General features: G+C 64.0%; 10 protein-coding genes. 6 read left to right on the forward strand and 4 right to left on the reverse strand.

Annotation, left to right across the window (positions count from 1 at the left end; genetic code table 11):
• Positions 1-8 precede the first annotated feature (8 nt).
• The 5 genes from AC6CHY_RS03850 to AC6CHY_RS03870 all read left to right on the forward strand — a co-directional run bounded on the left by AC6CHY_RS03850 (position 9) and on the right by AC6CHY_RS03870 (position 6,432).
• Positions 9-1,460 (forward strand): RNB domain-containing ribonuclease, encoded by a 1,452-nt coding sequence (locus AC6CHY_RS03850; RefSeq protein ID WP_498225564.1) that lies wholly within the window; start codon positions 9-11, stop codon positions 1,458-1,460.
• Positions 1,461-1,762: 302 nt separating this feature from the next.
• Entirely contained in the window at positions 1,763-3,466 is a 1,704-nt protein-coding gene (locus AC6CHY_RS03855; RefSeq protein ID WP_217389067.1) for a DEAD/DEAH box helicase, read from the forward strand.
• Positions 3,467-3,485: 19 nt separating this feature from the next.
• On the forward strand, positions 3,486-4,427 hold the full coding sequence (locus AC6CHY_RS03860; RefSeq protein ID WP_254456087.1) for a DNA-methyltransferase: 942 nt from the start codon (positions 3,486-3,488) through the stop codon (positions 4,425-4,427).
• A 403-nt stretch (positions 4,428-4,830) separates the two neighbouring features.
• The gene (locus AC6CHY_RS03865; protein WP_256449166.1) at positions 4,831-5,484 is read left to right on the forward strand and encodes a DUF6318 family protein; all 654 of its coding nucleotides are present in this window, start codon (positions 4,831-4,833) and stop codon (positions 5,482-5,484) included.
• A gap of 480 nt (positions 5,485-5,964) precedes the next feature.
• Positions 5,965-6,432, forward strand: a complete 468-nt coding sequence (locus AC6CHY_RS03870; RefSeq protein WP_217389065.1) for a hypothetical protein — start codon at positions 5,965-5,967, stop codon at positions 6,430-6,432.
• A 364-nt stretch (positions 6,433-6,796) separates the two neighbouring features.
• On the opposite strand, the gene AC6CHY_RS03875 is transcribed toward AC6CHY_RS03870, so the two are convergent.
• From AC6CHY_RS03875 to AC6CHY_RS03885, 3 genes are all read right to left on the reverse strand, one after another.
• Positions 6,797-6,928 (reverse strand): putative transporter small subunit, encoded by a 132-nt coding sequence (locus tag AC6CHY_RS03875; RefSeq protein ID WP_217389064.1) that lies wholly within the window; start codon positions 6,926-6,928, stop codon positions 6,797-6,799.
• Positions 6,929-6,951: 23 nt separating this feature from the next.
• Positions 6,952-8,634: a sodium:solute symporter family protein gene (locus tag AC6CHY_RS03880; protein WP_217389257.1), complete on the reverse strand. Its 1,683-nt coding sequence runs from the start codon at positions 8,632-8,634 to the stop codon at positions 6,952-6,954.
• A gap of 652 nt (positions 8,635-9,286) precedes the next feature.
• Positions 9,287-10,147, reverse strand: a complete 861-nt coding sequence (locus AC6CHY_RS03885) for a PHP domain-containing protein (RefSeq protein WP_498225568.1) — start codon at positions 10,145-10,147, stop codon at positions 9,287-9,289.
• Positions 10,148-10,365: 218 nt separating this feature from the next.
• Between AC6CHY_RS03885 and AC6CHY_RS03890 the strand changes: the two genes are divergently transcribed.
• Complete coding sequence (locus AC6CHY_RS03890) at positions 10,366-11,916, forward strand: aminopeptidase P family protein (RefSeq protein WP_498225570.1); 1,551 nt, start codon at positions 10,366-10,368, stop codon at positions 11,914-11,916.
• Positions 11,917-12,036: 120 nt separating this feature from the next.
• Here AC6CHY_RS03890 and AC6CHY_RS03895 read toward each other — a convergent pair whose 3' ends face one another.
• Positions 12,037-12,876 carry a YflT domain-containing protein gene (locus AC6CHY_RS03895; RefSeq protein ID WP_217389061.1) on the reverse strand — a complete coding sequence of 280 codons (840 nt, stop codon included), beginning with the start codon at positions 12,874-12,876 and terminating at the stop codon, positions 12,037-12,039.
• Positions 12,877-12,910 lie beyond the last annotated feature (34 nt).

Below are 12,910 nucleotides of genomic sequence, written 5' to 3' on the forward strand. Positions count from 1 at the left end.
CTGGCGATGTGATCCACCAAAATATCGCCCTCACACCCGAGGCCCGCAGCACCGCACTGGCCCAGGCCCTCGAGGCCCTGGAAACGGAGTTCGCCCTGCGCAGCGAATTCCCGCCCGAGGTGCTCGCCGAGGCCCGGCGCGCCATTGCCGACTTCGAGCGCCCCGCCATCGACCGGCGCGAGATCGAGCTTGTCACCATCGACCCGGCAACGTCCACCGACCTGGACCAGGCGGTGCACCTGGCCCGCAGCGGCGAGGGCTATGTTGTCCACTATGCGATCGCCGACGTGCCGGGCTTCGTCGCCCTGGGCGGCAGCCTCGATGCCGAGACCAGGCTGCGCGGCCAAACGGTCTACCTGCCGCACCGGCGGATCGCACTGCATCCCGAAGCCATCAGCGAGGACGCCGGTTCCCTGCTGCCGAACCAGGACCGCAGCGCCTACCTCTGGGCCTTCACCCTCGATGGCTCCGGGGCCGTCACCCACACCGCACTGGAACGGGCCATCGTCCGCAGCAGGGAAAAGCTCAACTACGTCGATGTCCAGGCTTCCCTCGACGCCGGCACCGCCAGCCCGATGCTGCAGCTGCTGCGCGAGGTCGGGCTCAAGCGCATCGAACTGGAGCGGGCCCGCGGCGGCGCGTCCCTGCGCATCCCCTCCCAGGAAGTCGAGTGCGTCGACGGCACCTACACGATCGTGAACGACGCCCCGCTGCCGGTGGAGGACTGGAACGCCCAGATCTCCCTGATGACCGGGATGGAGGCCGCCCGCATCATGCTTGAGGCGAAGGTGGGTCTGCTGCGCACCATGCCGGCACCGGCCGAAAAGGACATCCGGATCTTCCGCCTCCAGGCCAAGGCACTGGGGACCATCTGGGAGCCGGAGCAGCCCTACGGCGAGTTCCTGCGTTCCCTGGACCTGTCCGACACCCGCCAGCTGGCCCTGATGCACCAGGCCACGAGCCTGTTCCGCGGCGCCACCTACACCGCGCTAGACGGCGAGGTGCCCGAGGATACCGTCCAGGCCGCCATTGCCGCACCCTATGCCCACACCACTGCCCCGCTGCGCCGCCTCGTGGACCGCTTCGCGCTGCTGGTCTGCTCCTACGCCGTCCACGGACAGAAGGTCCCGGCGGGCGTGCGCGAGGTGCTGCCCCAGCTGCCGGAGTTGATGAACGACTCGAACCGCATCGTGAACAAGGTCGAGCGTGCCGCCATCGACACCGTGGAGGCCGCCTCGCTGGCCCACCGCGTGGGCGAGCGCTTCTCCGCGGTGACGCTCACCGGCTCCGGGGATTCGGGCAACGGCAACCACCGCAACGGGGGCACCCTGCAGGTGAAGGACCCGGCCGTGATGGCACCCTTCGAAGGCACCGCGCAGGCGGGCATGCAGGTGGAGGTCGAACTCGTCCACGCGGACATGGCCAGCCGCAAGGTGCTCTTCCGGATCCTGGGGCCCTGACCACACGCGCCGGGACCCGGGCGCTGCGCCGGGCCCCGGCGGGCGGGCAATACCCGAAATTGCCCGGTCGCACGATATGCTTGAGGGGTATACAAGGATGCCCGGTCGCGTACCTTGAAAAGAATTCATGCGGGATTACCCAGCGACTTCCGCGCCCCACGTGGTCAGATCCACTTGACCGCTAGCTAAGCCTGCGATCGGCTCCGCTGGAAGCACCTCGATTGTGGTGGACCTCCGACCCCATTTCCCCGGCCCTGCCGGGAACGGTCGTCGAGCACCGCACTCCGCAAGTGCCTAAACGAATGAGACCCCCCGTGTCGAATACAGAACACCTGCTCACCGCCGATTCGGCGTCCGAGGCAGTGGACATCGAAGAATCCCTGTCCACCAATGAAACCCCGCACGAAATCCCGCAGCTGACCTTCGCCGACTTCGGCGTGCGCGCCGACATTGTCGAGTCCCTCACGGACGCCGGGATCCTGCACCCCTTCCCCATCCAGTCGATGACCCTCCCGGTCGCACTGGGCGGGCACGACATCATCGGCCAGGCCAAGACCGGCACCGGCAAGACCTTCGGCTTCGGCATCCCCGCGCTGCAGCGCGTGGTCGGCCCGGACGACGAGGGCTACGACAAGCTCCCGGCCCCCGGCGCCCCGCAGGCACTGATCGTCGCCCCGACCCGCGAGCTTGCCGTGCAGGTCGCCGCCGACATCGAGAAGGCCTCGACCAAGCGCAACGCCCGCATCGCCACGATCTACGGCGGACGCGCCTACGAGCCGCAGATCGAGCAGCTGAACAACGGCGTCGAGATCGTGGTCGGCACCCCCGGCCGCCTGATCGACCTGCACCGCCAGCGCCACCTGAACCTGAAGAACGTGCGCATCGTGATCCTCGACGAGGCCGACGAGATGCTTGACCTGGGCTTCCTCCCGGACGTCGAGACGCTGCTGGCCGCGACCCCCGCGATCCGCCAGACCATGCTCTTCTCGGCCACCATGCCCGGCCCGGTCATCGCCATGGCCCGCCGCTACATGACCAAGCCGACGCACATCCGCGCCGCCGACCCGGACGACGACTCGATCACCAAGAAGGACATCCGCCAGGTCGTCTACCGCGCCCACCAGCTGGACAAGGACGAGGTCGTCGCCCGCATCCTGCAGTCCGAGGGCCGCGGCCGGACCATCATCTTCACCAAGACCAAGCGCTCGGCGGCCAAGCTGACCGACGAGCTGATCGATCGCGGTTTCGCCGCCGGCGCCATGCACGGCGACCTGGGCCAGGGTGCCCGCGAGCAGGCGCTGCGCGCCTTCCGCAACAACAAGGTCGACGTGCTGGTCGCCACCGACGTCGCGGCCCGCGGCATCGACGTGGACGACGTCACCCACGTGATCAACCTGCAGTGCCCGGAGGACGAGAAGACCTACCTTCACCGCGTGGGCCGCACCGGCCGCGCCGGCAACAAGGGCACCGCGGTGACCTTCGTGGACTGGGAAGACGTTCCGCGCTGGGGATTGATCAACAAGGCCCTGGGCCTGAACGTCACCGAGCCGGTGGAAACCTATTCCTCCTCGCCGCACCTCTACGCCGACCTGAACATCCCCGCGGGGACCAAGGGCCGGTTGCCGCGCCACGCGCGCAAGCTCGAGGGCCTGGCCGGCGAAAAGCTCGAGGACCTGGGCGAGACGGGCAAGAAGCACGCTTCGCGTTCCTCCGAAGGCGGGCGTCGCGGAGAACGCGGCGGCGAGCGCGGCGGCAACAGCGGTGAGCGCGGCGGCAACAGCGGTGAGCGCGGCGGACGCCACGGCCATTCCCGCGGCCGCTCCGACCGTCCGGCCCGCGAGGGCGAGCGCCACCGCGAATCCGCCCCTGCCTCCGAGCACGCCACCGGTTCCGAGTCCGCGGACCAGGGCGCCCCGAAGGCCGAGCGCCCGGCACGCACCCGCCCCAATCGCAGCCGCACCCGCCGCCGCGACGGCGAAGTCGTGAACCGCACCGACGCCGAGTAGATTGACGCCAAGCAACTAGATGACGTTGACCAGCATTCCCGACGGGCCCATCGCCGATCCCTCACCGGACGCCGATGGGCCCGCCGCTGCATCCCCAGCCACCGCCTGGGATCCGGCAGGACCCAACCTGATCGTCCATGCCGAAAACGCGACGTTCCTGCCTACCCTGCCCGATGAATCCTTCACCCTGATCTACGTCGATCCGCCGTTCAACACCGGCCGAACGCAAAAGCGCCAGGTCATGACGTCTGTCCGCACGGCCGCCGGCGAGGGCGACCGGGTCGGTTTCCAGGGCCGGAGCTACTCCACCCTGCGCGGGGACCTGCACAGCTACGACGACGCGTTCGACGACTACTGGTCCTTCCTGGAGCCGCGCCTGCGCGAGGCCTGGCGGCTGCTGGCCGACGACGGGACGCTGTATGTGCACCTTGACTACCGCGAGGTGCACTACGCCAAGGTCATGCTCGATTCGATCTTCGGCCGCGAGTCCTTCCTGAACGAGATCATCTGGGCCTACGACTACGGCGCACGGGCCAAGTCCCGCTGGCCGGCCAAGCACGACAACATCCTGGTGTACGTCAAGAACCCCAAGACCTACCACTTCGACAACGCCGAGGTCGACCGCGAGCCCTACATGGCCCCCGGTTTGGTCACCGCCGAGAAGCGCGAACGCGGCAAGCTGCCCACCGACGTCTGGTGGCACACCATCGTCTCGCCCACCGGCAAGGAAAAAACCGGATACCCGACGCAGAAGCCCGAGGGCATCCTGCGCCGGATCATCAACGCGAGCTCGCGAGAGGGCGACTGGGTCCTGGACTTCTTCGCCGGCTCCGGGACCACCGGTTCCGTTGCCCAGGCCTTGGGCCGACGATTTGTCTGCGTGGACGAAAACCCGCAGTCCATTGCCGTGATGACCAAGCGCATCCCGAAGGCAACGCTGCTTCAGGCCCTGGAAGACTGACCCTTCCTCGGGGTGTTGTTTCCACGTTCGCGGTGGCGCCCCTTGGCCCTTTCCACGAGCCAAGACCTTTGACGCGCTGAGCCCCGTGTTGCCTCGATATCCCAAGGCAACACGGGGCTTCCTGCTATCTGGCGGGATCACGCTGCCACGGCCGGAATAAGTTCCCCACCGGAATCGATAATTGCCGCATCGGCAACCCTCTTGGCGTCGAGCCCCAGATCCAGGCCATCGTCGATGCATAGGTCACCCGATCTTTTCCTCGCCCAATGGCGGTCCAGAGTGTCTCAACGGCAACACGAACGATGCTGCCGCTAGCAATGCCCTGTGGAAAACGCTCCCGAAGTCTTGGGAACGGGGCTAGGATGTCAGCTAATTGACTCCGACCGAATCGTAGGCCTCTGGCATGTTTACGAAAATCAAGAAAGTCATTGTCGTTTGCTGCTCGGGTGCCCTACTGCTCGCGGCGACCGGATGCACCGGGGATGCGACTCCTGCCGAGCCCACCGGTTCGACTTCGGCTTCAACCCCTGCGGCTTCCAGCTCCGCTCCTGCACCGTCACCGAGTCCAACTGCGAAGCCAACGCCCACACCAGTACCAGCGAGCTCAAAGGGCCCCGCGAAGAACTGGCCGGTGCCAAAGATGCCCGAGGCTGCAAAAGAAAAGTCCGATGTAGGAATCGCGGCATTTACAATGCACTGGTTTGACCTTCTCGAATACATGTACGTCACCAACGACACCCGCCCCATAAAAGCAGTCACGCGGCCGCAATGTGAAATTTGTGTTCGAAGTTTCATTGACCCAGCCGACGGACTGGCTAAAAATGGCGCGTGGTCGGTGGGTGGACAACTCGATGCAGCAGTTACCCTTGCCATTGCAGAAGGGCACTCTGGTGTTGCCAATTTTCGATTGGAGCGAGAAGAGCTGTTGGTCTACGACAAAAAAGCCGAATACTACGGAAAGCTGCCGGGAACAGAGAAGCCTGATATTGGAGCCCTTGGAATGGAATACGACAAGGGCTGGCAAGTCATCGATCTTCAGTGGCTTGACTCGGAATGATCGGATATGAAAGCCCAGAAATTTGCAATATTGAGCGCGTTGGCCCTCCTGCTGGCCTCATTCAACGTAGTTATATCTGCAAATATTGCCTATGCCTGTCACGAGGCCGGATATTCAGCAAACGGGAGTGAATTTATTGCCAAGAATCCCGGCTGTAGTTTCAGCAACGGCGGCCGTACCTATGGGGACAAAAAGACTGGACGCACGCGGACCATTAGCAACGGACCAAAAATTCGTTACGAAGTTACTTACTATCAGGAATGCAGTCCGGCGATGACGCTGATTAGAGTTTGTGTGGCCAACACGGACCCTTCATGCCCGGACGGCAGTTACACCTTGACTAGATTAATCAAGGCGCTCAATGGGCCCCGCGTTGGAAGGGTCCTTTCTATGCGGCAATATTGCACCGTTGAGCCAACGATCGAAGTCCCCGGTGCTGAAGAAGACATTGCCAGAGTCACGCCGGAACAGTTTCGACGGATGCCGATCAGCGCATCCACAATCTTCAGCCAGCCGGAGAGCTTTTCGCTGCGCAATGGACACGCCCACATGTATGCGGAGTCCAAAACCCAGAACTTCAACATCGAGCTCTTCGACCAAGCCGTCCGCGTCCGGGCGATACCGGTGACCTATGTGTGGTCATACGGGGACGGGACAACACGGAGCCTGAACTTTCCCGGTGCGCCCATGGCCCAGCGCGGCTTTGACGAGCCGACCAGCACCAGCCACGTCTACAAGGACACCGGCGACTTCGGGGTCGGGCTGACCACCCGGTTCCGCGGGGAGTACTCGACGGAGGGCGGCCCGTGGACACCGATCCCCGGTGTTGCCAATGTCCCGAGCCAGCCCATCACGATGAGCGTGTGGCGGACCAAGAAGATCCTCGTGGCGGATAACTGCAACCAGGGAACCAGCGCCCCTGGCTGCGATTCCCTCTTCGAGGACTAGAACTGCCGAACCAGCCGCCGAATCCCTTTGCAGGTACGGGCGAGTAATGAATTCGATGTAGTGGTCCGCTCGACCCCGCGTTCCTGTATCAGCGCGTTGGTTCGGTCGAATTGTTCGTCATCGATCAGGAACGCGTGGTGCTGCGGGGGAAATTCGATAGGCGGTTCGGCCAATTGCAGCATGACACCGACGTCCGACTGGACGTTGGCGAACGGCCCCTGGCGCTCGAAGCGGCTGACTGGGCCACAATGCCGGCGTGGCTCAAAAAGAGCATGGAGTCTGCCTGTGTGACAGGCAGACTCCATGCTCTTGCAGCAATCGGGACGACGGTTGGCCTTTGGCCTGCTTGCCGCCCCTCTGCGGCCTAGACCATGCCCCGGCCCTCGGCACGTGCCTGGCGCCATTCACGATAGAACGCGCGCACAATCACGAAAAGCGTACCGCCAACAACGACGGGCCAGATCAAGACGTATACGGTCAACCAAAAAATATCCATGACAGCCTCCTGTTTCTTTGTCTCTACTTGCTGGTGACCACGGGGTCGACGTCGCTCGTGACCGTCTCGACGGGGTCGAAGTCACCGACACGGTCCTTGATGGTGCTGAAATCGAAGTCCTGCTTCGAACGCACGGACATGAGGTAGCAAACGACGGTCGATACCGAATAAGCGACCAGTGAACCGCTAAGCACTGCGTATTCGTGAAGGGTGCCGAATGCGAACGGCGCCACGATTACGACGGCCGCAATTCCAATGATCCGGGCAATCTTGAGCCCGAAGAATCCAAAGCTCATGAGGCCAAGGACCACACCGACGCCGACGATGGAAATGATGTCAACGATGTAGCCGGTCGCGCCGGACATGGAAATCCATTCGAAGCGCACGGGCAGGAACAAGGCCAGCGCGGCAAGCGTCGAAACGGTGAAGGCCATGTTGGTGACCTTCTTCCAATAGAAGCTCGCAATGACCGGGAACACCAGCGCACCCCAAAGCGCGCCGACGAAGACCAACAAGTCAAGGATGTTCATCTGCCCGGTGGCAAAGAACAGTCCCGCGGCGGTGGCGAGAATCATGGTGATGCGGCCGACCAGGAGCATCGTCTTTGGATTGGCGTTCTTCTTGCCCACCGACTGGCCGTAAATGTCGGCCATGGCGATCGAGGAAAGCGCCGCCAGATCCGAATCGGCCGTGGAGGAAAGTGAACCCAGGATCATGATGAAGAAGACGCACAACAGGACCGGTCCAAGGTAAGTGACGGCCATCTGCGGAATCAGGTTGTTGGTGTCACCGTCAATCGGGGTTATCCCCGCGTACAGTGCTATGACGCCAAGCATGCCAAATCCGATGATCGTGGCGCCATAGCCTATTGTCGCGGTGATGAAGGTCGGCTTGATGAGGTCCTCACGCACCGCGAAGAGGCGCTGGGCGATCGTCTGGTTTCCGATGGCGTACGCAAGAACGGCCGCGATGTACGGGGCACCCTGGTTCATGAACGCGTCGGAGGAGAAGAAATTGCTCTGCTGTGCCGAAAGGTTTGAGGCTCCGGTTTCAAAGAGCCCCGGACCACCGGCGGCAAAGAAGACCACCGGAATGATGATCACCACCGCGCCAAGCATCGCTACTACCTGGGCGAAGTCGGTAAGCACCGATGCGCGGAACCCTGACCAGAGCGTGTAGAGCAGGATGCCTGCGGCCACGGCGATGATGCCTTGCCGGAAGCTGAATGGCGAGAGCAATGCGATAAGCGCGCCACCGGCAATGAAGTTTGAGGTCAGGGAGATAACGCTGCCAAGGATATTGGATCCTGCCAGCATGAGCTGGCTGGAACGACCATGGCGGGCGTACATGACCTCCGCGAGGGTGTGTGCCTTTGGCGCTACCGCACGGATCCTCCGGCCGAAGGGGTAGATGAATAGAATCATCAACGCACCCCAAAGACCGTAGTGAATCGGCCCGGAAATGCCATAGGTATAGCCCGAAGTCGCCGAGGCGTACATCGAGGATGCCCAAATCCAAGTTGCCGTCATGCTGGCCGCAGAGACGCCGAAACCAATTTTGTTTCCGGCTGTCATATAACCGTCGGCATTTTCCTTCTTTTTTCCAATAAAAAGGGACATAACAAATGTCCCCCCGTAAAACAGCACCAACAATCCCAGGACAACCGATCCTGCGAGAAGTTGATAGTCCCCGGTTTCGAGATCCATATCCATCCTCTCTACGTAGGAATGCCGCCGGCAACAATTCCTATAGTTGCGCGCTGGCCGACTAGGGCACAATTAATCGACTTCGCATACACGAATCGAGCAGGCATCCGGCGTGGACGCATTCTGAGCGCGCATAACCACCCGGGCTTCATGCCGGACACTTGGACATCGGACTTAGGTCGCAGGGAGGTTTTCCTCACCCGTGCGCGACACCGATATACATCCAAATTGACGGTGAAATTCCTACCGCCGTGGCTGCGAGTTGCTTCGTGAAACGCTGGAACTAAGCTCAACAAAAACATTTCAAACAGCGAAGCAACTAGAACGATAGTAGCAGGTGTCCGGCGTCCACTCCCCCAGCAGCGAATCTGATCCGGTGCAGACGTCAGGAAAGACGCACCCGAAAACGGGGCAAATTGCCCGCCCATATGACGTCAATTAGAAGTCTCAAATAACAGTTCACAACTTAATTGTCGTTAAGAGAGAAATAGTTTTGCGCCGCCTGCGAATGCTTCGACCACCGAACGCACGAGTGGAAACAATAGGTACCTGACCACGGCATTAGCGACTTTGTCGACCACTGTCAGGGCATCAAAAAAGCGCACCGCCAGCACCCCGGTCGGGACGGTGGCGGTGCGCTCCAGCCGGTCGGCTAGAACAGGTCAGGCATTCCCACCGGAGCGCTTCCGGTCCCGGCGTCCAGGATCCGCTGCAGCATTTCCGTGCTGGTGGTGTTCTCTCCCAGACGGTTCGGCTTGCCGGCACCGTGGTAGTCCGAGGATCCTGTGACGATCAAGTCATGTTTTCGCGCTAGCGCACGGAGGAATTTGCGCCCTTCCTCGGGGTTGTCCCTGTGATCGATTTCCAGTCCAAGCAATCCGGCGTCGATCATCTGCTCGAATGTCTCTTCCCCCACAACCCGGCCTCGGGCAGAAGCCACGGGGTGCGCAAAGACAGGGACCCCGCCGGCATCGCGTACCAGCTTGACCGCGGTCACCGGATCCATGGCGTAGTGCCCGACGTAGTATCGCGAACGGGCGGTCAACACCTCCGCGAACGCCTCGGTGCGGGTGCGAACCACGCCGGCGGTAACCAGGGCGTCGGCAATGTGGGGACGGCCGATCGTCCCGCCGGGGATCGAATGGCGGGCGATCATGTCCCAATCCACCGGATAGTCCTCTGCGAGCAACTCGACCATGCGCCGGGCCCGGGTAATGCGCGCATCCCGGGCCTTTCCGATTTCCTCGATCAGGCCGGCATGTGCGGGGTCATGAAGATAGCAAAGCAGGTGGACGCTGACCCCGGACTTGGTCTTGCAAGAGATTTCCATGCCCGGGACCAGCCCAACTCCGACTTCAAGTGCCGCCTGTCCGGCCGCTTCCCAGCCTGCAGTCTGGTCGTGGTCGGTCAACGCCAGAACGTCCAGGCCTGCGGCCTTGGCCGCCGCAACCAATTCGGCGGGGTGCTCCGTCCCGTCGGAGACATGTGAGTGGGTATGAAGGTCGATCCGCATAGCTCTCAGGGTAGTCCCTCGGCGCGGTGCCGTCGGCAGCGCCCCGCGGGGTTCTTCCCCCGACGAACACGACAGTCCGATGGGCAGCCCGATGATCAGGGGACGTCGCCCCCGAAGCCTTGCGGTTGGCGCGCACAACCATGCCATGGACGGTGCGGGAACCGCTTCGCTTGGAGGGCGCCTTGGCGTATACGCTCGGGCTTTGAGACGATTGGTCGATGAGCACTGATGCAACCACCACCACCGGCAGCGACCAGCCCCTTGAAGAGCGCGTGAACAACCGTTCCCAGCGCCCCAACTCCGAGGCATTCAAGAAGTTCATGGCCTCGTCATGGGCGCCCGACACCTCCACGCTTCCGGGCGCGGACGAGGTCGCGCCGTACGCGGCCGCCCGCCGCGCGGCCATCTCGGCCAGGTTCCCCGGCGAACGCCTGGTCGTTCCCGCCGGACCACACAAGGTCAGGTCAAACGACACCGACTACCGCTTCCGGCCCCATTCCGGCTTCGCGCACCTGACCGGGCTGGGACTTGACCACGAACCGGAAGCCGTCCTGGTGCTGGAGCCCACCGAGGCGGGCGCCGGCGACAACGGGTCGAACCACGTTTCCACCCTGTACTTCTCGCCCATGGCGGGCCGCGACTCCGAGGAGTTCTACTCCAGCGCCCGCACCGGCGAATTCTGGATCGGCCCGCGCCCGACCCTGCCGCTGCTGCAGGCGCGCCTGGGACTGCCCACCGCCGATCTGTCCGGGCTCGAGGTCGCCATCACCAAGGACGCCGGCGTGGTGGAACTTGGAGGCATGCGCATCCGCCTGCTGCGCGACGTCGACATGAACTGCGACGCCCTGGTCGACACCTCCCGCATCAACACCGGGGTGGACCTTGAGGTTTCCGACTCGCTGGACGGGGAACTCTCCGAGGCACTGAGCGAGATCCGCCTGGTCAAGGACCAGTGGGAGATCGCGGAGATGAAGAAGTCCGTGGCCGCGACGGTCAACGGGTTCCACGACGTGGTCAGGTCGCTGGACCGGGCGGTCGCGCACGAGCGCGGCGAGCGCGTTGTCGAGGGCGCCTTCTTCGCCCGGGCCCGCGAGGACGGCAACGACCTGGGATACGACACCATCGCCGCCTCGGGCAACAACGCGACGGTGCTGCACTGGATCAACAACAACGGCACCGTCAACGACGGCGACCTGCTGCTGCTCGATGCCGGCGTCGAGGCCGAGTCCCTGTACACCGCCGACGTGACCCGCACCCTGCCGGTCAACGGCAGCTACTCCGAGGTTCAGCGCAAGATCTACCAGGCGGTGCTCGATGCCGCCGACGCAGCGTTCGCCGTGGCTAAGCCCGGCACCAGGTTCCGCGACCTGCACACCGCCGCGGTGACCGTGCTGGCGCAGAACCTCGACGCCTGGGGCCTGCTTCCGGTGCCGCTCGAGGAGGCACTCTCCCCCGAGGGCCAGCAGCACCGCCGCTGGATGCCGCACGGCACCAGCCACCACCTGGGCCTGGACGTGCACGACTGCGCGCAGGCCAAGGCCGAGCTGTACCTGGACGGCATCCTTGAGGAGGGCATGGTCTTCACCATCGAGCCGGGCCTGTACTTCAAGAACGAGGACCTGGCCGTGCCCGAGGAATACCGTGGCATCGGCGTGCGCATCGAGGACGACGTGCTCATCACCGCGGACGGTTGCGTGAACCTCTCCGCCGCGCTGCCGCGCACCCCGGCCGAGGTCGAGGAATGGATGGCGCAGGTTCGCAAGGGCTAATCGCGCCCGCCGGCCATAACGCGAAGGCGGCCTTCATCCTCACGGATGAAGGCCGCCTTCGCGTTTCATGACTTCTCGGCGTGGCCCACGGGATCCCTCCCGCCGGTGCCGGGCCGGTGGCTAACGGTGCTTGCCGTGTTCCTGGTGGTTTGCATCCTCCGGCGTGGCTTCCCCTGCCCCGGCCGAGACGCCGGGTTCGGTATCGGCTGCCTCCTCGGGCGTGCTGGCCGCTTCCGAGGCCGGTGCTGCCGCTGGCGCCTGCGGCGCGGGGGTTGCGGCCGGCGGCTGGTTGTCCTGGATCCGGATGCCGAACTGCGGGCGTCCATCGGGCAGGTCCGAATAGCTGCCCGAAGTCGGGGCGCCCGGTTCGGTTGGCGTGGCGGGGGCCGACTGGCCGGCGGCCTGGACCGGGGCAGGGGGCTGCACCGGCTGTCCGTGCGCACCGACCCCGTTGTCGGCGGCCGTGCGGCTCATGGGCAGCTTGGCCGCCAGGGCGCGGGCCGCATGCGCGTGGGAAAACGCGACCACCACGTCGTAGCTGGTGGCCAGGACCTGGGACTGCGAGGCGAAGTCGCGCTTGCCGCGCCGGAAGGAATAGCTCACCACGCCCACCACCATCCAGATGGCCATGCCGATGCCCACCGAGGACAGGATCTGCGCCAGCGCATTGGAGCCGGGGCTGAAGATGGTCAGGACCAGGCCCACGAAGACGCCGAACATGGCGCCCTGGGCGGCGCCGGCTGCGGCCACCTTCGGGTAGCTGAGCTTGGCGGTGACCCGCTCCACCGACTTGAGGTCGTTGCCCACGATGGTGAGGTTGGCGACGGGGAAGTCGTTGTCCGCCAGGTAGTCCACCACTTTCTGGGCATCCAGGTAGGTGCTGTAGCGCCCCAAAAGCTCGCCGCGCGGCAAGCCGGGCAAATTCGGGTTGGACGGGGATGCACCAAGTGGGGATGACATATATCCATTGTGCACGCTGCCGGGCCCGAAGACC

It is taken from the genome of Paeniglutamicibacter sp. GQ140 (assembly GCF_059759235.1).

Excerpts from the sequence above, each read along its gene's own strand:
- AC6CHY_RS03855 (WP_217389067.1), top strand. The coding sequence starts at position 1,763 with ATGAGACCCCCCGTGTCGAATACAGAACACCTGCTCACCGCCGATTCG.
- AC6CHY_RS03860 (WP_254456087.1), top strand. The coding sequence starts at position 3,486 with ATGACGTTGACCAGCATTCCCGACGGGCCCATCGCCGATCCCTCACCG.
- AC6CHY_RS03865 (WP_256449166.1), top strand. The coding sequence starts at position 4,831 with ATGTTTACGAAAATCAAGAAAGTCATTGTCGTTTGCTGCTCGGGTGCC.
- AC6CHY_RS03870 (WP_217389065.1), top strand. The coding sequence starts at position 5,965 with ATGCCGATCAGCGCATCCACAATCTTCAGCCAGCCGGAGAGCTTTTCG.
- AC6CHY_RS03875 (WP_217389064.1), bottom strand. The coding sequence starts at position 6,928 with ATGGATATTTTTTGGTTGACCGTATACGTCTTGATCTGGCCCGTCGTT.
- AC6CHY_RS03880 (WP_217389257.1), bottom strand. The coding sequence starts at position 8,634 with ATGGATCTCGAAACCGGGGACTATCAACTTCTCGCAGGATCGGTTGTC.
- AC6CHY_RS03885 (WP_498225568.1), bottom strand. The coding sequence starts at position 10,147 with ATGCGGATCGACCTTCATACCCACTCACATGTCTCCGACGGGACGGAG.
- AC6CHY_RS03890 (WP_498225570.1), top strand. The coding sequence starts at position 10,366 with ATGAGCACTGATGCAACCACCACCACCGGCAGCGACCAGCCCCTTGAA.
- AC6CHY_RS03895 (WP_217389061.1), bottom strand. The coding sequence starts at position 12,876 with ATGTCATCCCCACTTGGTGCATCCCCGTCCAACCCGAATTTGCCCGGC.